This is a genomic window from Chitinophaga ginsengisoli (assembly GCF_003014595.1).
GTDB classification, from domain to species: domain Bacteria; phylum Bacteroidota; class Bacteroidia; order Chitinophagales; family Chitinophagaceae; genus Chitinophaga; species Chitinophaga ginsengisoli.
In genome coordinates, this window is the sequence record NZ_PYGK01000011.1 from 54,553 (window position 1) to 75,649 (window position 21,097).

At 48.1% G+C, this 21,097-nt stretch carries 11 protein-coding genes; 3 read left to right on the forward strand and 8 right to left on the reverse strand.

Features of this window, described 5'->3' with window-relative positions; all coding sequences use genetic code 11:
- The first annotated feature begins 14 nt into the window (after window positions 1-14).
- Window positions 15-662, forward strand: coding sequence for a response regulator (locus tag CLV42_RS23075; RefSeq protein ID WP_089830063.1), 648 nt, complete (start codon window positions 15-17; stop codon window positions 660-662).
- A gap of 526 nt (window positions 663-1,188) precedes the next feature.
- On the opposite strand, the gene CLV42_RS23085 is transcribed toward CLV42_RS23075, so the two are convergent.
- The 3 genes from CLV42_RS23085 to CLV42_RS23095 form a co-directional block, all read right to left on the reverse strand.
- The gene (locus tag CLV42_RS23085; protein ID WP_106604292.1) at window positions 1,189-1,626 is read right to left on the reverse strand and encodes an SRPBCC family protein; all 438 of its coding nucleotides are present in this window, start codon (window positions 1,624-1,626) and stop codon (window positions 1,189-1,191) included.
- A gap of 89 nt (window positions 1,627-1,715) precedes the next feature.
- Window positions 1,716-2,378 (reverse strand): flavin reductase family protein, encoded by a 663-nt coding sequence (locus CLV42_RS23090; protein WP_106604293.1) that lies wholly within the window; start codon window positions 2,376-2,378, stop codon window positions 1,716-1,718.
- 149 nt (window positions 2,379-2,527) lie between these two features.
- A complete protein-coding gene (locus tag CLV42_RS23095) occupies window positions 2,528-11,047 on the reverse strand; it encodes a gliding motility-associated C-terminal domain-containing protein (protein ID WP_146154458.1) in 8,520 nt (2,839 codons plus the stop codon).
- A gap of 589 nt (window positions 11,048-11,636) precedes the next feature.
- Between CLV42_RS23095 and CLV42_RS23100 the strand changes: the two genes are divergently transcribed.
- Both CLV42_RS23100 and CLV42_RS23105 read left to right on the forward strand, forming a co-directional pair.
- The gene (locus CLV42_RS23100) at window positions 11,637-12,134 is read left to right on the forward strand and encodes a DinB family protein (protein WP_106604295.1); all 498 of its coding nucleotides are present in this window, start codon (window positions 11,637-11,639) and stop codon (window positions 12,132-12,134) included.
- Between the two features lie 133 nt (window positions 12,135-12,267).
- Complete coding sequence (locus tag CLV42_RS23105) at window positions 12,268-12,699, forward strand: VOC family protein (protein WP_106604296.1); 432 nt, start codon at window positions 12,268-12,270, stop codon at window positions 12,697-12,699.
- A 94-nt stretch (window positions 12,700-12,793) separates the two neighbouring features.
- Here CLV42_RS23105 and CLV42_RS23110 read toward each other — a convergent pair whose 3' ends face one another.
- The 5 genes from CLV42_RS23110 to CLV42_RS23130 all read right to left on the reverse strand — a co-directional run bounded on the left by CLV42_RS23110 (window position 12,794) and on the right by CLV42_RS23130 (window position 20,967).
- Window positions 12,794-14,131, reverse strand: coding sequence for an alkaline phosphatase family protein (locus tag CLV42_RS23110; RefSeq protein ID WP_106604297.1), 1,338 nt, complete (start codon window positions 14,129-14,131; stop codon window positions 12,794-12,796).
- An 85-nt stretch (window positions 14,132-14,216) separates the two neighbouring features.
- Window positions 14,217-15,269, reverse strand: coding sequence for an acyltransferase family protein (locus CLV42_RS23115; RefSeq protein ID WP_106604298.1), 1,053 nt, complete (start codon window positions 15,267-15,269; stop codon window positions 14,217-14,219).
- Between the two features lie 28 nt (window positions 15,270-15,297).
- Window positions 15,298-16,152, reverse strand: a complete 855-nt coding sequence (locus tag CLV42_RS23120) for a PKD domain-containing protein (RefSeq protein WP_106604299.1) — start codon at window positions 16,150-16,152, stop codon at window positions 15,298-15,300.
- Between the two features lie 25 nt (window positions 16,153-16,177).
- Window positions 16,178-17,692, reverse strand: coding sequence for a RagB/SusD family nutrient uptake outer membrane protein (locus CLV42_RS23125; protein ID WP_106604300.1), 1,515 nt, complete (start codon window positions 17,690-17,692; stop codon window positions 16,178-16,180).
- Between the two features lie 14 nt (window positions 17,693-17,706).
- Window positions 17,707-20,967, reverse strand: a complete 3,261-nt coding sequence (locus CLV42_RS23130) for a SusC/RagA family TonB-linked outer membrane protein (RefSeq protein ID WP_106604301.1) — start codon at window positions 20,965-20,967, stop codon at window positions 17,707-17,709.
- Between the last annotated feature and the right edge of the window lie 130 nt (window positions 20,968-21,097).

Sequence of the window (21,097 nt, forward strand, 5' to 3'; positions counted from 1 at the left end):
AAAAACGACAAACCATGAGTATACGCGTTGCCATCTTTGACGACAACAAAAACATCCGTAACAGCATCACGTTATTGCTAAACACGGCCCCCTCAATTGAAGTAGTGGGCGTATTCAGTGACGCCCGTAACTGTGTGAACGATGTATTGAATTGTAACCCGGACATTGTGTTAATGGACATTGAAATGCCCGAAATGAGCGGTATTGAAGCGATCAAACTGCTCTCCAAGGAAGTACCACATGTACAGATCCTCATTCAGACGGTGTTTGAGGACGATGACAGGGTCTTTGATTCCATTTGTGCCGGCGCATCCGGTTACATTCTGAAGAATCATCTGAACACACGACTGCTGGACGCTATCCAGGAACTGCAGACAGGCGGCTCGCCTATGAGTCCGTCGATAGCGCGCAGAGTATTGAACCTGCTGCAGAAAAGCGTCGTACAGAAGCCGGAGCCGAACAATGACAGCTACAATCTGACAGCCAGGGAAAAAGAGGTATTGACCTGTATCGTCAACGGACTGAGTTACAAAATGATTGCCAGTGAACTTAACATCAGCTACGAAACAGTACGTAGTCATGTGAAAAAAATTTATGAAAAGCTGCATGTAGCTTCGCTTACAGAGGCCGTTGCGCTTGCAATCAATCAACGTATTGTATGATACCGCTTTACCAGCTCCCCACTCTGAGTTATCGGTCTCCCCGATTTAGGTGATTTTCTAACATGTGAAGATGGTCTACATTTGCTATAGAAAAGGCGATGAGGCCTGTTCAAAGAAAAAAAGAACTTAACACTTAAAATTACATCCTGCTAGAGATAAACTAAATTCAAATGATCTGTTTACGTTAATTTATCTGGTGTAGCCCTGTTCTCAGGGCTCTTTTTTTTTGTGTATGGTTTCGGCGTTGAAACCGTTTCGTTTACCCGGGGTTGAAACCCATTCCGTTTTCCCGGGATTGAAAACCCCGCGTTCAATTCCGTTTCCCGGGGTTGAAAACCCCGCATTCAATTTCGTTTCCCGGGGTTGAAAACCCGCATTCAATTTCGTTTCCCCGGGGTTGAAAACCCCGCATTCAATTTCGTTTCCCCGGGGTTGAAAACCCCGCATTCAATTTCGTTTCCCCGGGGTTGAAAACCCCGCGCTACAAACAAAGGGACTCCTAAAGGAGTCCTATCGTTGCGAATGATTACGTTTGTTTATTCCCATCTTTATAAGGATTACCCTTTCCCTCTTCCAGGTACTGCTTCAGGCTAAGCAGGAACATCGCCCAGTGGTAATTGCAGCTACGATAGTAATCGGTTACCTCCTGCCAGTTGTAATGCTTCAGGATAAGCGTGGTAACGCCTTCTTTTTCAGCCAGGATCTTAAAACAGATGAAAGTCCCCATCCATTCGGGATCGGACTCTGTGCATTCCCAGAGTACCTTTTCTTCAGAGCGCAGTTCCAGGATCTGCATTTTTGTAATATAGTCTTCGCCCCAATTAAATTCATTGATAAATCCGGTTGCTGGTTCTACCCGCAACTTTGTTGTCCATGTAGCTCCTAATCCTTCCTGTGTGGTAAGGGCCTCGTAGACTTTCGCCCGGCTGGCCCTGATCTGGAGCAAATGCTCGATTGCCACCATATATTCCGTTTTAACTTATATCAAAAGTAATGATGTTGTGGTAGCACCGGGCTGGCTAAACTGGACATATCAGGGAGGGGATCTGACTATTATTCTCTGGCCAGTTCAATATCTGCCGTCCGGTACAAATGTTCAGGGATCTGCGCCAATGTGGAGGGGTGTACTTTACTCCCCAATCCGTAAAATTCCTGGAAACTCATGATCAGTGGGCGCCACTTGTCTGGGTCTACCTTATTTTCTTGTCCCTGCATTAGTATCGAATCATGCAGGTGAATCCGGGTGATCCGCATTTCAAATGTAACGATCTTTCCCCGTTGTGCAGCATTGTCCGCTGCTAAATCATGTGAGGCCGCCAGTACAGCCTCCAAATGCACGGGACATTCCTGTACGCGGGGCGCTGTAACCGTTTCTGCAGGAAGTGGTGTCAGACCGGCAATTCCAAACTTATCTTCTTCATAACGATAGCCTTTCTGCTGCTTACCCGCTGGTACGGGGTCGCTTCCTGTCGTACGGGCCAGCCGGTTTACGGCTTCCACCTGGTGTACGGAAGGCAGGTTCAGTACACATTGCCCGGTACGGAGAATATTCTCTGTTGTTTTTGACAAAGCTGAAAGTCCCAGCATACAGCGCCAACCCAGCCAGAAGATAGATGACATAGGCGCCAGGTTGTAAGTGCCATTTTCATTCACGGTCCCGATGAGCACTACGGGAGTACCAAAATAAAGGATAGATGGTTCGCTCTGGAGATGCATAATTATCTGGTTTAGACATCCCAAAAGTAGATTGACTAAAATGGTGTTTCAACCCGGTTCTTGCTGAAGTCGGCACGCCTCTCCCACAAATGAAAAGGCGCCCCGTGATCAACCCGGGACGCCTTTTTGCCTATTGTACTTTACACTTCTTATCTGATTACTGTTATCTGGCCAGTGACCTGTGTTACCGGACCTCCCACTTTCTTCTTGTAGTTAATCACCCAGATATAAGAACCGCTTTCCACCATGTTACCGAGGTATCGGCCATCCCATCCAATTCTGTAATCCTTGATGAAGCACACCTGCTGACCCCAACGGTTGAAGACGTGCAGTTCATAGTCATACATCGGACCTTCCGCTGTTGGCTTGAACACATCGTTCTTACCGTCGCCGTTAGGCGTGAAGGCGGTCGGGAACTGTGGATTAGCCTCACAAGGCTTATAGGTCACCGCAATATGGTCAGATACAGAGCCACAATCGTTATATACCAATACAGTATAGTAACCTGTGCTGGTCACCGTGTAGGTGCTGGTAGTAGCACCATCCTGCCAGCGGATACTATTGCCTTCACCGGCATTCACCTTCAATACCAGGGCTTTTTCGAGACACAATGTAGTATCACGGCCCAGGTCAAAGGCAGGGATACCTGCTACTGTTACATTCACGCTATCCATGGTGATCTGAGAACAGAACCTATCCATCACAGAGACAATATATTTACCTGGTTTGGATACTTCCTTCACAGGATTGGTATCACCGTCATTCCAGAGGTAAGATACGGCATCGGCATTGGTAGCATTCAATACCACACTACCACCGTTACAGATATCGCGCTGAGGACCGATGTCAATATCCAGGTGTGATTTCAATGTTACCCTCACGGTATCTTCCACCACACAACCGGCACGGGTTACAGTTACCCAATAGTCGCCCGGTCTTGATACAACAATCTCGTTAGTCGTTTCGCCGCTGTTCCATTTTACAGTGCCACCATCAGGATCTACCGTCAGGATAGCTGTTTCGTCAGGACAGATCTGTGTATCATCGCTCAGCACTACATTCGGCGCAGTAGCCACGGTCACCGTCACATCATCATGCGTGGTACAACCGTTCAATGTTACATCCACACCGTAAGTACCCGCCATATATACATCTATTGAAGCAGTAGTTTCGCCTGTGCTCCAGACATAGTCAGCAGCCGGGATGTAAGCATTCAGTTTCACACTTGAACCCTCACAGATAGTAGTATCTGGTATATTTACTACCGGCGGATTATTCACCGTTACTTTCACTTCATCTGTCGTTGCACATACGCCGTTGAATACAGTTACACTATAAGTACCGCTGGCGTTCACCGTGATCGTCTGCGTATTAGCGCCTGTTGACCAGCGGATGTTATAACCTGCGTTATTGATGCCGGCATCCAGTGTTACAGATTCACCCGCACAAACCGATACATCCTGCCCCAGATCAACGACTGGTTTCTCAATGTACTGAAGATCGTAGGTAACGGTATCTGATACGCAGCCGGTTACACTATTCGTTACGGTAAAGCTGGCCTGTATAGCACCATTCAGGTCAAACACGTTACTGCTCTGTGTCAGTGGTGTCCTTACTGCGGTTGCTGGCACTACGCTCACCAGTGTGAACTTCGGCTTGCTTACTTTATTCTTTAAGAGTATTGCAAATTTGGTATTGTTAGAACAGTTGGCAGGCAGGTTCGGATCCAGTTCCGGTTTAGGAGCCGGGCTTACCGTAATGGTCTGCACGCGTTCTATGGCCGCATTACCACAAGCATCGGAAATATTCCATCTTCTGACAACTGTATATCCTGCGCATTTATCTGCCGTAAACGGATCCTGTACCATGGTGACCTTCTTAGGGAAGTTCACATCACAGTTATCAACTGCATACAGGGTAGCCGGAACAGGGAGCTGCTCATCATACCTGATGATAACGTTTGCCGGCGCCGGATCGATCTTCGGTCTGGTAGTATCTGCTACGGTGATCACCTGGCGGGCAATGGTCATATTGCTACAAGCATCTTTCGCCGTCCAGGTACGCACCAGGCGGTAATTGCCGGCACATGCACCGTTGATGGTTTCACGTGTTTGTAAATAAGTCACTTTCACTGCACCACAATTATCTGTTGCAGTCAGCAGCGCTGGTGGTTCCGGTACTGCATTACAATCTACGGTAGTATCAGCAGGAGGTACTGAAGTGAATACCGGTTTGGCAGTATCCTGTACAGTGATCACCTGTTGCATGGTGGCGGTATTACCACAATTGTCGATCGCCGTCCAGACACGGGTCAGCCTGTAGTTACTTGGACAAGTGCTGGAAAGGAATTCTTTGCGCTGGGATACTTTCACTTTTACGGTAGCCGTACAGTTGTCAGTAGCCGTTACTGCCGCTACATCCGGAACGCTGTCGCAGTTCACGGTGATCACCGGAGGCACTGTTACTGAGAATACTGGTTTAACGTTGTCCTGTACGGTAATGGTCTGCGTCAGTGCAGCCTTGTTACCGCAAAGGTCAGTCGCCGTCCAGGTACGGATAATCTGGTAGTTACCATCGCAGTTGCTGCCTGGCACGGACTTCCGTACATCTACCGGATTAACGGTAATAGTACCTGGCGTACAGTTATCGGTAGCCGTCATTGGCTGGCCTGCAGGCACCTGGTCACAGCTTACGGTGACATTGGCCGGAGCAGTACCGTCGAATACCGGCGGCGTTATATCGTGAACAGTGATGATCTGTTTCAGGGTATCGCTGGCATTACCACAGGCATCCACAGCTACCCATTTACGGATCAGCTGATAGTTGCTTGGACATGCGCCTGGTTTATCTACTCTTACTTCTATTGGCGTGATGGTGAGTGCACCGGAGCAAGCGTCTTTGGCGGTAAGGTTCACTGCCAGCGGGATTGCGTCACAGTTAACGGTCACGTTAGCCGGAGCAGTCGCATCGAATACCGGCGCTGTTTTATCTGTTACGGTGATCACCTGCTGTGCCTGGGCACTCAGACCACAACGGTCAGTCGCTGTCCAGGTACGCTCTATCTTAAACGTACATGCATCTATGGTAGTCGTTACATCAGCGCTGGTAACAGAGACTGGTTCATTATTATAAGGAGCATGGCTGAATACCGGTGTACCAAACTTCGTCGTGTAGTCGGTCCCCTGTACGCAATCTACTGTGATTGGCGCAGGAACAGATACGACTACCGGCGGAGTGTTCATCAGTGTCAGCATGGCTGCGTTACTGATATTACCGGTACAAGCGCCCGACATTACCACACGTCTGAACCAGGTGTTGCGGCTGATGCTCGCTGGTGTATAGCTATCGGTAGTACCACCGGTACCTGTGGTGACATTTGTAAAGCCGGTGATAGCATCAGTCGTACTTATCTGCCACTGGTAGGTAAATGAACCTGTACCACCACTTACTACACCGCCGGTCAGCATTGCAGGAACATCGCTAGCGCAGAGTACCTGGTCGGCAGTGATCGTATTCCCCTGAATAGCAGGCTGATTGGTCAGCACAACTTCGTCAGGTGTTGAAGTACAAATACCGTTAGCGATCGTCCAACGGAGGGTGGTTGTAGTACCCGGCTGTAAGGTCACTTTAGCGGTAGGACTATGAATATCTGAGATGACAGCAGTGGCGCCACTTACAATCGTCCAGGTACCGACAGCGGTAGCCGGAGATGCACTGTTGGCATTCATGGTGAAGTTCGGATCATCACAATGTACCTGGTCTGCACCTGCGGTAGCGTTGTTCGGCATCACGCTGTTAACGAGCGTAATACTATCCACCGAGTTACAGGTACTGTTAGAGATCACCCAGGCGATGGTAGCGCTTGTACCCTGAGGTACGGTGACTACGGCAGCCGGATTACTGAAATCGCCGGCGCCTATGCTGGCAGAAGATCCCGCAGGCAGGCTCCAGGTAGCAGTACCTGTTACTGGTGTGTTGGCAGCCATGGTGAACAGCGCATTTTGGCAATGCTGCTGGTCTACACCGGCAGTAGCAGTTGTAGGTTTAGGTATACTTGTCAGTGTTACTTCATCAAAATTGGAGCAGGTGCCGTTGGTCATCGTCCAGCGCAATACCGCTGTTGTGCCAGCAGGTAATGTCACATGTGCCGTATCCATATTCGCCTGACCCGCCGCGATGGTAGCAGTACCACTTGTTACAGTCCAGGTACCAGTAGCACCTGTCACTGTAGGTTTGTTGCCCGCCATCTTGAAGTCAAGGCCCGCACATTGTGACTGATCAGGTCCCGCACTTGCCAGGTCAGGCAATGCGTAGTTGGTCAGCACCAAGGTATCACTGGTTGTACAACCGCCATTCGCGATCGTCCATTCCAACTTCAGTACAGTACCCGCAGGTACGGATATATTGGCCGCCTGATTATGTATATCTGCAGGAGGGAAAATAAATGTTGCAGGAGATAATACTCTCCATGTGCCGGTACCACCTGCAGCTGAATTAGCTGTCAGTGCGAAGCCCGGTGTGTTACAATGTACCTCATCCGGACCGGCAACAGCAGGATTTGGCGCCAGGCTGTTACTCAGCGTTACATCATCAAAAGAAGAACAACCACCGTTGGTGATGGTCCAGCGTAATACCACTACGGTACCCGCCGGGATGCTTAACACCGCATTCGGATTGTTCACCGCAGCTCCCGGGAAGACAAAGCTCGCCGGAGATACCACACTCCATTTACCGGTACCGCCACCAGCACCCGGTGCGTTGGCAGAGAGAGTGAACACCGTGTTATTACACTGTGCCATATCCGGTCCTGCATTAGCCGTTGCCGGCATTATAGAGTTGTTGAGTGTCACGTTATCTGTACTGATACATGTACCATTCGTAGTCTGCCAGGTCACCACCACGCTTACTCCCTGCGGAACCGTGATCACCGCATTCGGATTGCTGATCTGTGCAGCCGGAATGGTAGCGGTAGTACCCGCTGGCAATATCCATTTACCAGTGCCCACGGTTACCGGAGTAGCCGCCATAGTGAAGGTAGTCACACCACACAGTGCCTGATCTGGTCCGGCATTCGCGGTAGTTGGTGGTACTGCACTTGTCAGTACTACATTATCTGTAGATACACAGGTACCATTTCTGATGGTCCAGGTAGCGGTTACTGTCACACCTACCGGTACATTGATCACCGCATTCGGATTATTTGCCTGACCGGCAGTAATGCTCGCGGTAGTACCAGCAGGCAGGGTCCAGGTACCAGTACCTATTGTGGCTGTATTTGCCTTCATGATAAACTGGGTGTTTCCACACTGGGTAGTATCACGACCGGCATCTGCGGTAGTTGGTGGTGCATAGTTGGTCAGCACAGCAGTGTCTTTTGCCACACAGGTACCGTTGGTTACGGTCCATACCGCCGCTACACTTGTACCCGATGGTACATTGATCACAGCTGTTCTGCTGTTCGTCTGACCCGAAGTAATAGTTGAAGTAGTGCCGGTTGGCAGGCTCCAGGCACCTGTACCAGGTGCAGGATCGCTGGCCGCCATAGTAAACGTAGTGCTGTTACAGTTAGACTGGTCAGGACCCGCACTTACCGTTGCCGGCATTGGTGTGAAGGTTACTGTTGTGCTTACACAGGCAGTCGTATCACAAGCACCCAGGCTTTCTGCTCTTACATAATAAGTGGTGGTAGCGCTCAGCGGCAGCGTAGCAGTAGCACCTGTGGCAAGACGGGTACCAGTACCACAACCACCCGCGTACCATGCCCATACGCCATTTGGCGTTACCTTGTCTGACTGCAGACCAAGGCTGCCGCCAACTACGGTCAGCGTAACAGTATTGCCTGTACCACAGATGTTGGTGGCGCTTGCGTTAATGCCGGTAGCTGGTGTAGGCGCAGACGATACATTCACGGTGAACGGAATGGTCGAATCGCAACCAGCTTTCGCTGTCTTGTAGCTCAGGTTGAAAGTATACACACCCGGCGCTGTTGCAGCAGGATATGGAACAGTCAACGGCCATTTTAGCGGCTGATCAATAATATTTACAAAACCAGGCATCGGTGATGTACCCGGTGTAATAGAATATAAGGTAGGTGTTCCTTTCGTAGATAAGGTATCTAATGTAAAGGAACCTTTACTGCTGCAGGATACAACCGGCGTTACCAGTTTGATAACCGGCTTACCTATTTTATGCAGGATAACGGTATCGATATTCGCTACACATCCACCGGCATTGGTAATGCTCCAGGTGAGTACGATATCGCCCTCATTATCAAGCACCGTTACAGGTGTATTGTAAGCAGTGTCATAAGCAATGGTGGCGTTGCCGGACACCAGTTTCCAGCGACCCATCTCCGCTGCCGGGCCAGTCACGGTATCACCAAGCGGCTGACTGGCGTTCATAATAAATATATTATCGGTACCACATTGGGTGGTATCCTTACCAGCATTACTATAAGTAGGATCTACCAGGAGGTGGAGGGTGTCCAGTATGGTGGTCGCACAATTTGCGTTTACCGGGCTTCTCACCGTCCATGATAGTATAACAGAAGTACCCGGTTTCTTCACTGTCACTCTTGTACGCTCAGCAGAAGGCAACAGTATCTTCACATAGTTATCAATCACATCGTCGGTAACGGCAGGGCCGTATACATCCTCCACTCTCCAGGAACCGGTAGCACCCACGATCTTATTTACTTCCACGGTAAAGTTACCGCTCGGATTAGCCGACGCACAGTAAACGTTCTGATTAGGTTTCAGGCTGGTGGACGGTGTAGCGCTTACGTTAATAATTACCGGACTGGAAGTTACCTCGCAGACATTCGCCACATCTTTTACCGTTACGGAGAATACGGTATCGGCAATGCCGTTGATCTGAATCTGCGCTGCCTCTACCATGTTGTCATATTCCGGCATTGGCACCTTGTTACCACTTGCATCCGGACCTCTGAACCAGTTAATGGTATAACCATTCAGTACATCGTTGATCTTCAGGTTGACAGATTCACCCACACAGATCTTGTTGTTAGACACAGCCACATCTACCCTTGGAGAGCGCACCATCTTGATATCAGTGCTGTTCTCATCCATACAGGTATGTCCGTCGGCATATTCCACATACCCATATACAGTAATAGTGGTATCCTTATCTACCTGGATGGTACGTTTGGTATCTGTATAACCAGGCAGGTCTTTCCAGGTATAATAATCGAAACCACCGGAAGCTTCCAGTTCAACATAGGTACCAGAGCACACCTCACTCTGCGTCAGGTTGAGGTTTGGCATTGGCAGTATGGTCAGCCTGATCTGGGACGACGGCGAAGAACAGGTAGTTGAATCACTACCTTTTTCATATACGAGTACCTGGAACAGGTAATCTGATGCTACTTTACGGGTACCTTTCAGTTCACCGGGTCCAATCACCAGTTGTGGCGCATTACCGGAACCATAAGGAACGTTTATCCATGTACGACCTTCGTCATCACTCATCTGCCACTGGTACACAGGATTAACGAAATAGCCGGCTGGCTGGTAGGATGCAGACAAAGTGATCGGTGCGCCTTCACATAATACTTCCTGGAGCGTTTCTCCATCACCATCTATTGTAGCAACAATACTTGGACTACAATAAGAAAATTCGATATCGTCTATCGCGATATCGTTACCACAACCTCCTCCCGGTTTATTATTCGTTACATATACTATTACAGCATCCACATCGGAAGGAACAATAAATGTTCCGCCATATCGCTGCCAGGTTGGCCCGGCATTACCCAGCATCATAGAAACTGATTGAGTCCTGAATTCATTCAGGACCCTTGCCGGATTAGCGGCATCTACCACTTTGAAGGTGACACCTGCATATTGATATCCGCTGCGACATGTATTATTAAATGCATTCGGGGTATTCACGTTCATCAGCCAGGCGCTGAAATTATATACGGAACCAGGACAAAGACCTGTTATTGTCTTCTCATAGAACTGGCCGGGGGTAACAGCAGAATTAGCAACCAGCATTGCACCACGATAGCCACCGGTATGATCCGATGTAGTGGTTACCCAGTCGCTTTTGGCAAAAGCAGGATTGTTGGTGATTGCGTAGCTATCATTATTAAGGTCACCCGTAGGCTGATAATTATATAGTACTACACCACCAACCGGATAATTCCTGCGGTTTACACCGTCAGGCATACTACCAAAATCTTCAGAGAACCCGGCCATGGTTGCACCACCATTGCCACAGGTATTGATGGTACAGTCTGAGGCGTACATCTTCACCGTACGTGTTACCGTTCTCAATACACTATCTGCGCCTTTATAATAAAGCTTGATATTAAATGTATAGTTACCCGGTACCAGGAACTGCAATGTCAGCGACTTTGTATTAGTCAGCTTGTTGGCTTTCGTACCAACAGGATTCTCCGTATAGAGGATCTCGTAGTCTGCGTCGGTATTATTCGGAGATGTGATAGTCCAGTCGGCTTTCTGGGGGATTGCAAGCCCGGCGCCTTCTACCATCGCGTTCACACTGGTGAACTTGATCTGATTGGCAGTGGCGTTGGTTCTGGACATACATACCGTATCCGGTATATTCACGTACACTGTTTGTGCCTGCATAGTCCCGATAGCACAACACAATGACAGGCATAATAGTATTAGAAGCTTTTTCATCAATAGGGATTTCGTGAACGGTCAGCAACAGTTAAAACAATAGTGTTACCTATCAGCTGACATACAATGTTTTAGTAATTGAAAAAGCCCGTCAACCTTTCCCGCAACAACATGATGGGAAATATAAATAGTCTCCATAGGCATATGTGGTATAGCGAAAAAATATTACTATTTTAAAATTAAAAGTATAAATAATATGAAAATATTAAAAATACGTTCCAGGGTATAGGCTACTCATTAGCGATACTCATAGGGCGGACTCTGGTAATGGAATTTGATAGTCAGGCTCTTAACAGCTAATGAAATGTTAAAAAATTTAAGCAAAAGTTATCCACAATACAAGTTATCCACATCACCTGTAATAGCAATCCCCTGGTGTTTCTGCGCCAATATGGCCTCAACTCATTTATAATCAATGTTCACGACCCCTATGCCGTATTTTTCACTTTTATTGCTGCTCCGGTGAACCTGTTGCGGGTAATTTGTGTTTTTTTTCAAAGCTCCGGAATGATGCTGACATAGGGTTGTCACTTTGCATGATTTCCTTTGTACTGTAAGCAAATTACTCATCATTAAAACCCAACAAGACATGACACAGGAATTGATCACTTCAGCCACAGTAATTACCCCTCAGGAACTCCTGGAGCACTGGCAGGGACATCGCAGGGTGACCCGCAGAACCATTGAAGCCTTCCCGGAAACCGAACTTTTTACCTTCTCTGTAGGCGGCATGCGTCCATTCGCAGAACTGGCCCTTGAAATGTTTAATATGGGCAATCCCGGTATAGATGGTATCATTACCGGCCAATGGAAGCCCTATGGAGAGCAGGAAACAGTATCTGCTCCGAAGACCAAGGAAGCACTGTTGTATCTCTGGGATGAACTAACGGAAAAGCTTAACCGTTTATGGCCGCAGATCAAACCTGAAAGATTTCATGAAGTGGAGCTGGCCTTCGGACAATGGGAAGGTACCATTCAATTCCTCCTGTTTTACTTTATTGACAACGAGATCCATCACAGGGCACAGGGATTTGTGTACCTGCGGGCATTGGGCATTGAACCTCCTCATTTCTGGGACAGGTCATGAGTAGCCGCATAATGACGCGTTCTCACCCTATTATTGTCTGATATGGCCATCCTTCGAATCTGATTATCAGTCTACATTTGAATTATTCCATAACGCGCAAAAGAAGTATTCTTTAACACTCAAAAAAATTGATATGGCTGCAATTAACCCTTATCTGATCTTTAATGGTAACTGCGAGGAAGCTTTTAATTACTACAAGTCTGTGTTTGGCGTAGAATTCCAAATGATTTCAAAATTCAAGGACATGCCGGCGGAAGCAGGGCAGGAATGCCCGACTGCTGATGAGAACAAAATCATGCACGTGTCAATGGCCATCGGCAACAAGGGGGACGTGCTGATGGGTAGTGATAATGGTTCCGGAATGGGCGATGTTGTAGTGGGTAATAACTTCTCCATTTCCATCACTGCCAATTCTGAAGAGGAAACAAAGAAATTATTCGATGGCCTTGTTGCAGGCGGTAAAACAACTATGCCACTGACTCCTACTTTCTGGTCGCCACTGTTCGGTATGCTGACCGACAAGTTCGGTATTAACTGGATGGTAAGCTTTGACAAGCAGTCCTGATCCGGACCGGTGTACAAGTGTAAGAAGCCTTTAAATCCCATACAGGACTTAAAGGCTTCTTTTTACATGGGTATTTCATAGATAGGAGGTTGCGTTATTTCAATACACCCGCCGGAATATGCCCATCGGCCGTGTTAAATGACAATCCTAACAACTTTGCGATAATAGGTGCTATATCTGTCAGGTCCATCTCTTTCACCGTATTCCCTTTTGCTATACCAGCTCCATATGCTACAAAGCCCGTCTGGATCTCACGGAAATCAGGATAAAAACCATGTGTGCCACCCTTCGCCGCCTTTACAACAGCACCCTTCACACCACCACCAATCGTTACACCTGGCGTTGCCGCCAGCGCCAATGCCGCATTAGGATCAGCCCCGATAGCATCCAGTTGTTTACGGTCTATAATTTTAAACAGTTTTTGCTGATCTGCCGGCAAATGCGCCAGGATCTCCTTTACCTTTTCCAGTGATGCCTTATCCTTCTTATCTTTCAGATGTAAGAAAGCAGACCCTCCTGCAGAATGAAACCTCGCCTTCCAGTTACCACTGTCAATATCAGTGATCAGCCCTGCCCCGGCCAGTAATACATTCGGAGAGAATGACTGCTGAATGTCCACAAAACCATGATCGCCGGTCACGATAACAGTAGTACTGTCCTTGATACCAGCCCTGATCAATGCTTCCAGGATGGTCCCGATAGCCCTGTCAGCGCCTGCTACTGATTTTCTCACCAGCAGCCCGTCCCTGCCCTGCATATGCTCATAATGATCTGTACAGGCCAGGTGTAAGGTGGTAAACGCAGGTTTGTATTTTGTAATAATATAAGCGCCCATTCTTGCCACGTTCTCGTCCATTACCAGTTCTTCCCTCACCATAGCGAAATCATCCGCCCCGAGCTTACCAGTAGCATTGTCCTGTAACTCCTGCCAGAGCCCTGCAGGCGTGGTTACTTTGGCTGTTGCTTCCCTCCTGTCGGTCGACTTCTCTATCGGCCAGATATCCGGCACGTTATAGTCTATCGGACCACCCACCGTTACCGGCCAGATCACATTGGCATTGGTTTTACCGGCTTTATGTACTGCATCATATAAGGTAGGCGACTTAATACCGTCATAATAGAAATACCATACGCCACTCGCCTTTCCTTCCTCAAAAGGTGCATTATAATAAATACCGTGTTTGGCGGGTTTTACACCAGTAATGATCGTAGTGTGGTCGGGATAGGTCACGCTGGGAAACACACAGTTCACACCATCAGCAGATACGCCGTCCGCCTTCATCATCCGGAGATTGTTCATACCCCAGGACGCTTCCTGGTAGAAGTCGGGACGGAATCCGTCAATCGTGATCAATACAACATGACCTGTCTGTTGTGCGGCGGCTGACAATGTTAGCAGCAGCCCACCTGCCATAGCATAGATTCGCTTCATCTTCGCTGTCTTGTTTATAAGAAGAACTGCGAGATGAAGCGGTTACCGTCAGCAGGTAAGGTTAAGAAATTGTTATGAGCTATCTTTACAGCTTGAAGAAGATCTTCTTTTTATACAACCAGTAACACAGGTACCACTCCAGTGCCCAGGTTGCCAGCGCAGCCGGTATATGCCATGGTATAAAGATGCCGACCACGCCATTTACCCATTGCGCGCCGACTGTCTCGAAGAACAGGTAAATGAAAATAGCGTTCATTCCAACGACAACGGCTATCCATGTATAACGCTGATGATCCTTTATATCTATCCACCAATAAAGGAAGGATAAGATGAGCGATACCCATCCGGCAGATGCCAGTACAAATCCGGCGGTACTGATCCGTTTTATGATGGGCGACAGTCCTGTCAGGTCAGCGCCAAATCCCAGACAGAGTAATATTGCTCCTGCCAGGGCGAGTATGCCCACTTTACGTTTGCCGTCGACTGCCGAAGATAATAGCTTCCCTGCCGTCACGCCCCACACTGTATGCGCAGCCGTAGGAATGATATTGATGGCTACCCAGCCATCCGGATTGATCTTTCCCATCAGCAAGGTATCCATATAAGCCCCGAAATTGTGGTACTCCACAAAAGGCTGGTCAAACCCGGGTATCAGGATATTACGATATAGCACATCGTTCAAGATGATCAGGAAGAAGCCTGTGCAGATCTGGAAGGAATAGGACCGGCCAATCACCAGGTAGGCAATGATACCCGTTACCGACAATTGTGTCAGCACATTCCACAGCTCCCACACCAGTTTACCCGCATATACGCAGTGCAGGCCCGTTCCGAACAGGAAGAGCTTTGCACTGCGTATCGCGATGTGTTTAAAATTCTGTTCCCAGCTGACGCCTTTGCGGCGCTTGCTTTCAAAGGATATATACATGGCCGTACCCGCCATGAACATGAACGCAGGTTGCACCAGATCCCAGAATCGCAAACCATGCCAGGGATGGTGAAAGAATTGCCGGATAAAAGCATTGTCATGCCAGTCTTTGATCGACTCATATACCCGGCAACTTTCGCCCGCCAGTAATATCATGATCACTCCACGCATGACATCCAGCGATAATAAACGGCCGGTTTGTTTTTCCATTATTTCTTGTTGGGTTAATTGGTTAGTATTACTCAAAGTTAATCAGCACGGAAGACTGTCCCTTGTCAGGCATATCGCCGAGGGTAGCAGACCAGTCGCCTTTTGTCGCCTCTATACCGATGCGCATGCCTGTCGCAGCCGCCAGGCCTTTCAGCTTTGCACGGGACAAGCGCAGCTCAAACTTCAGTACGCCCCCATCCTGCTGTTTTGTACCCAGGGTATAAAACTCCGTCACACCGGAAGCGTCAAAAGTGAAGGCATTCTGAGCGCCCTTGTGATAGAAGGCATCAAACCAGTCAGCCAGCACCGCTCCTTCCAGCAACACATCATATCCACCTTCAGGAAAAGTACCGGTCATCAGGCCTGTTGCCGGATTGTTATCGGTGTCCATATAAAAATCGAATATATCGGCATTTTCCGCCTTTGAATTCATTTCGAGGTATACATAGACATAAGAGGCATCATAATCGAATTTTGCCCGTCTAAAATACTTTTCTGTGGCACCGGAAGTGATCTCATGATCCGTCACATGATCCCAGTCGGCCAGGGAATTGTCATCCATTTTTACAGGAGACGTCTTGGCTATGTACAATACCGTGGCTCCCTCAGTCACCTTTCCGTCTTTTGTGGTCGCATACAGGGTAGGCACGTATTTGCCCTTGCCGGGATAGGTGTGTACCGGACTTTCTTCTTCCGAAGTGGTCCCGTCCCCGAAATCCCATTTGTAAGATACAGCGCCGGCCGTCTTGTTCGTAAAGGTCACATCATTACCACTGATGCTGACTTCATAAAAAACATCCGCATCCGGTGTTACTTTATCGTCACTGCAGGCACTCATCAGCCCTGCGACAAACATGAATAAGATATATCTGGATAAACGCATAGTGATCAGGTTTTACTGAGATGAATTAAGGATTCTGTGAGCACAGTTTGTTGGTCTGGGTTTCATCGATCGGGATGTAATAGACCACCCTGTTATTGTTGGGGGCAATGATCATATTCTGATATCCTGCCGGTTTCTTACTGAGATCTATATCAGACTCCTTTAGCCCTGGCAGATGATAGCCCCAGTACGTCCTGTTCATACTCAGTTTATTGCGGTACACATCAAATGTGCGATGCCCTTCAAAGGCCAGCTCTATCCTCCTTTCTTTCAACACTGTTTCCAATGCTGTTTTGCCGGCAGGTAGCTGTCCGTTATACAATGCGTTCTGTAATCCGCGGTTCTTCCTGATCATGTCCACATCCTCCAATGCAGCAGTGGTATTCCCGGCTTTGGCTGCTGCTTCTGCCCTGTTGAGGTACATTTCCGCCAGGCGGAAGAGTATCGGAGAACTGAGCGTCGGACTACCTCCCTGGCCGGAGAACTTCATGATATAATATGTCTCAATGCCGTTCTTTTTCTCCAGATTCCCTGATCCGTCTTTCAATGGTACAATGTAAGACCAGCGTACATCTTCCGGATGAGCGGACATGGTATCACGCAGCGACTGCGAAGCAAACTCTTCTCCCCAGCCGGAATTACCGTCAGAGTAGATCATAGAAGCAATGGAACCTGCCTTACCATAATCATCCACAGTAGTGAAAGCCACACAAAGGATCGTTTCTTTACTACCACCTGCGTTGGCAAACATAGAGGTATAACCTGCCGCAGTTTCCAGCGAGAACCTACCGGAATTGATCACTTTATTGCTATAATAAATAGTACTGTCATTATCGCCCTTATAGAGATAGGCCCTTGACAACAATGCCCATGCAGCCTCCTGAGAAGCATACTGTACACCGCGCTGCTGGCCCATCAGCTCAGCGCCCTTTGCTGCATCTGCGATGATGGACGCATATACGGCTGCTACGGTCGACCGTGCCTTGGAAGAAGGATCACTGGTAGAAGTGCGCAGAATAATACCGTCTGCGGCGGCATTTTCTGCATAAGGACGGGCATAGAACTTTGCCAGGTTGAAGTGACAGAAAGCTCTTAAAAAGTAGCACTCCCCTATTAGTTGTTTCACGGTTGCATCCGGGTTCTGAATACCTTCTGCCGCTTCTATCACCGTATTCACATCATTGATGATCTTGTAGGAGATATACCAGAAATAACGGCTGTTCGTCTGCGTAGGCGTATGGTTCAGCGAGAAACTGTAATACAGCGGATCGGTAGTGGTTTGTGCGCAGACAATATCATCACTGGCAAAATCACTCATCTGAAAATATTGCCGCAGGTACATATTGTTCAGGTCTGTAGTGCCGTTGAACTCCACATGATCCTTGAACAGCGCATATGCGCCATTCAGCGCCTGCTTCAATCCCTGTGTGGTTTGTGTGATCGTTCCCGTAGTCAGCGAATCGCTGGGATTGATATCCTTCAGACAACTGCCGAACAGTAAAGGGAAAGTGAGTATGATAAGGAGAAATCTTGTTGTCATGTGCTGGTAGTTTACTAGAACCTGATATTGATGTTAAACAGATACTGGCGGTTGTTCGGATACTTGAAATCCGATACGCCAGGCATTACATAACTGCCGGAGGTAATAGTGGTAGCAGGGTCCTGTCCGAGAAACTTCGTGAACGTATATACATTGTCTGCCGTCAGGGAAAGCGTGACACCATCCATATGCCAGCGGTTTATCCATAGCTTTGGCAGCTTGTATGACAGTGAAATATTACGGATGGCGAGGAAGTCGCCGTCTTTCAGGTAACGCGTAGACGTCTCCGTGGAGTTAGCAGCATTCTGCGGACTAGGCTCTGTAGCCACATCTCCCGGATGTGTCCAGATCTTATACCCTGATGGCAGTTTGATCTGGTTGTAGTAAGGCTCATTACCATCATTCATCACGAAACGTAAGCTATTGCTGAACACCTTATTACCTGTCAGGTAATAGGCATTCACACTGAGGGAGAGATTCTTATATGTCCATTGTGAGGTAAAGCCTCCCTGCAGCTTAGGCAACGCAGAACCCACTTCCTGGTAAGTAGCACTGGCATAATCAGAAGTGGCAGCACGGGAGATCTCTTTTCCATTGGCGTCCCGGTTAATCACTTCCCATTGAGGCGCACCTGTTTCTTTATTTACCCCCAGCCATTTAGGCATGTAAAACTCATACAGGTTGCCATCATTCCGGTATATCTGGGAAATGCTCCAGGTAGGCTGTGTACGGGTAATATCGCTGGGCAGGTCTTTCAGTTTATTAGTGTTATAGTTGAGGTTCAGGTCTGTCGTCCACTCAAAATCGTTCGACTTGATATTGATCGTGCTGATGGTAAACTCAATACCATTATTAATCACCCGACCCACATTCTCCCAACGCTGTTCAAAGCCTACGGACAATGGTTGCGGTACCTGCAACAGCAGTTTATTGGTCACGTTGTTATAAGCATCTATCGTCAGATTGATCCTGTTAAACAAGCCTATATCCAGGCCCAGGTTCAGTTGTCTTTTGCTTTCCCAGGTCAGGTCCTGACTAGGCAATTGCGAAGGCGTGGCAGCGGTACCGCCGTTATACTGGCTACTCAGTGAATAAAGTCCCAGGTAACGGGAAGAGCCTATATCCTGTGTACCCGTTACACCATAGCTGGCTCGCAGTTTCAGGTTGCTGAACAGCTTATTCCCCAGCAGGAAGTCCTCGTTACTGATCTGCCAGCCCGCAGATACCGCGGGGAAAGAACCGTAACGACGGTTAGAAGGGAACGCCGTGGAACCATCTACACGATAGGATCCTGTCAGGAAATATTTATCCCGGTAACTATAGTTCAGCTGTGAGATAAAAGATTGTATAATAGCCTGATCATTGGAGCCCGTCACCAGCTGGTTGTTAGACACGACATTCAGCACTTTCAATCCTTCCGGCAATCCTTTACCGGAGGCGCCCAATATTTCTGTTTTACTGTTCTCTATTGCGATACCGGCCAGACCACTGATGGTATGATCCCCTTTACGGAAATTAAACTTCAACAGGTCATTGGAAATGATCCCGTAGGATAAAGTGCTCAGCTCATTCAGGAAACCGGTACCATTATATTGTCCGGCTACCACGGATGAATAATAATCGCTTCCCTTATTATAACTCACAGCCGCCCTGTTACTGCTGGAAAAAGACAGCCAGTCGGTGATATTTACATTCAGTCCCAGGTCGTAGTTGACGTCAAAGTTCTTATAAGGGTGGTTCGAGTTCTTAATGGTGTGTATGGGATTGACCTTATCCCTGGACCACCATTTAAAAGTAGCATTACCATCTACATATACCGGCTGACCTTTGGCATCATAGGGATTATCCCATGGCATATTCAGATAAGCATAGTATACATCATCATAGTTATAACTTTTACCGGTAGATCCACTGATGTTGATATTATTGGTGACACTCACCTGTTTAGAGAAATGATAGGTAGAATTTCCACGCAGGTTAATACGCTGGTACCCGGTATTCATGAAAGTGCCCTTTTCATTATAATAGGAAATACCGGTATAGTATTCACTTTTCTCTGTGCTGCCGGTGGCTGATAAATAGATATTCTGCATAGGGGCTGTTTCGAACATGGTATTCAGCCAGCTATAATTCTGATCGCGCAGGGTCCTTGGTCTTTCGGCGTAAAACTTGAGGATATCGATCTTGTAGGAGTTGTTATCCGTACCAGGGATATAGTCCCGGTAGAATTCTTTGTGACGTTCATACAGCTCACTGCCATTCATCATCTTCATCTTGCCAAAGTCCGGTTTGCGGAAGCCGGTGGTTACTTTTGCCTCAAAGCGGGTTTTACCCAGTTTAGCCTTTTTCGTTGTGACGATGATCACCCCTGCATTGGCCTGCGAGCCGTACATGGCGGTGGCGCCGGCGTCTTTCAATACGGTGATACTTTCAACGTCATTGGGGTCATAGTTACCGCCAATGATACCATCTACTACAAATAAAGGGCTTTGTGAAGCATTCACAGAAGACACGCCTCTCAGGCGGAGTTCGGCCGCTGTACCCGGCACGCCGGAACTGTTCACCACCTGCAGACCGGCCACCTTTCCCTGCAACATGCTGCCTACGTCATTAGTGGTAACGTCTTTCAGTTTCTCAGACGATACGACACTCACAGCACTGGTCAGCTCACTTTTCTTTTTGTCGCTATACCCCACCACCACTACTTCATTAAAATTGCGGGTATCTTCTTCCAGCTGCAGATTGATCTGCGTAGCCGCAGCAATTTCTTTGGTAGCGAAGCCTATATTACTGATCACCAGTACATCTCCCGGGCGCAGATCGCGCAATACGAAACGCCCCTGACCATCAGTCTGCGTACCTTTTTTAGTGCCTTTCACCAGTATGGTGGCGCCGGGCAATGGCACATTATTAGCGGTGCTGATCATCCCCCTGGCAGTAATCAGCGAATCAGCAACGGGCACCAGCTCATTTCCCGGGGGAGGCAGCTTTTTAATAACAAAATTCTTTCCTTCAAGTGCATATACTATCTGCTGGTTGCGAAGGCTGAGGTCCAGCACTTCCTGTACAGAAGCATCTTTCACCTGGAAGGTAACGGGAGCAGTATTGGCGAGCACCTTTTCCGAGTATACGATAGATACACCGGTCTGGGTGATGATCTCTGCGAATACATCCCGCAGGGGCATATTTTTCGCGTTTAAAGTCACCTTCTGGGAATACCCGGCAGCACTCACATGCAGGATGGTTACCAGCAGCAGGAACGTGGTCAGTTTCATAACCAGGCAAATTTTGGTTGATAGCCCGCGCATAGAGCGGGCCTGTACATAACAGTCGAAATGCATACTTTTGCAGTGTTTGGTGGTACTTAAATGGTCTTACAGCGATTTATTTGAGGATACCAGATAA

What these genes read in the sequence shown, in the direction of transcription:
- CLV42_RS23075 (WP_089830063.1), top strand. Translation starts at nt 15, where the DNA reads ATGAGTATACGCGTTGCCATCTTTGACGACAACAAAAACATCCGTAAC.
- CLV42_RS23085 (WP_106604292.1), bottom strand. Translation starts at nt 1,626, where the DNA reads ATGGTGGCAATCGAGCATTTGCTCCAGATCAGGGCCAGCCGGGCGAAA.
- CLV42_RS23090 (WP_106604293.1), bottom strand. Translation starts at nt 2,378, where the DNA reads ATGCATCTCCAGAGCGAACCATCTATCCTTTATTTTGGTACTCCCGTA.
- CLV42_RS23095 (WP_146154458.1), bottom strand. Translation starts at nt 11,047, where the DNA reads ATGAAAAAGCTTCTAATACTATTATGCCTGTCATTGTGTTGTGCTATC.
- CLV42_RS23100 (WP_106604295.1), top strand. Translation starts at nt 11,637, where the DNA reads ATGACACAGGAATTGATCACTTCAGCCACAGTAATTACCCCTCAGGAA.
- CLV42_RS23105 (WP_106604296.1), top strand. Translation starts at nt 12,268, where the DNA reads ATGGCTGCAATTAACCCTTATCTGATCTTTAATGGTAACTGCGAGGAA.
- CLV42_RS23110 (WP_106604297.1), bottom strand. Translation starts at nt 14,131, where the DNA reads ATGAAGCGAATCTATGCTATGGCAGGTGGGCTGCTGCTAACATTGTCA.
- CLV42_RS23115 (WP_106604298.1), bottom strand. Translation starts at nt 15,269, where the DNA reads ATGGAAAAACAAACCGGCCGTTTATTATCGCTGGATGTCATGCGTGGA.
- CLV42_RS23120 (WP_106604299.1), bottom strand. Translation starts at nt 16,152, where the DNA reads ATGCGTTTATCCAGATATATCTTATTCATGTTTGTCGCAGGGCTGATG.
- CLV42_RS23125 (WP_106604300.1), bottom strand. Translation starts at nt 17,692, where the DNA reads ATGACAACAAGATTTCTCCTTATCATACTCACTTTCCCTTTACTGTTC.
- CLV42_RS23130 (WP_106604301.1), bottom strand. Translation starts at nt 20,967, where the DNA reads ATGAAACTGACCACGTTCCTGCTGCTGGTAACCATCCTGCATGTGAGT.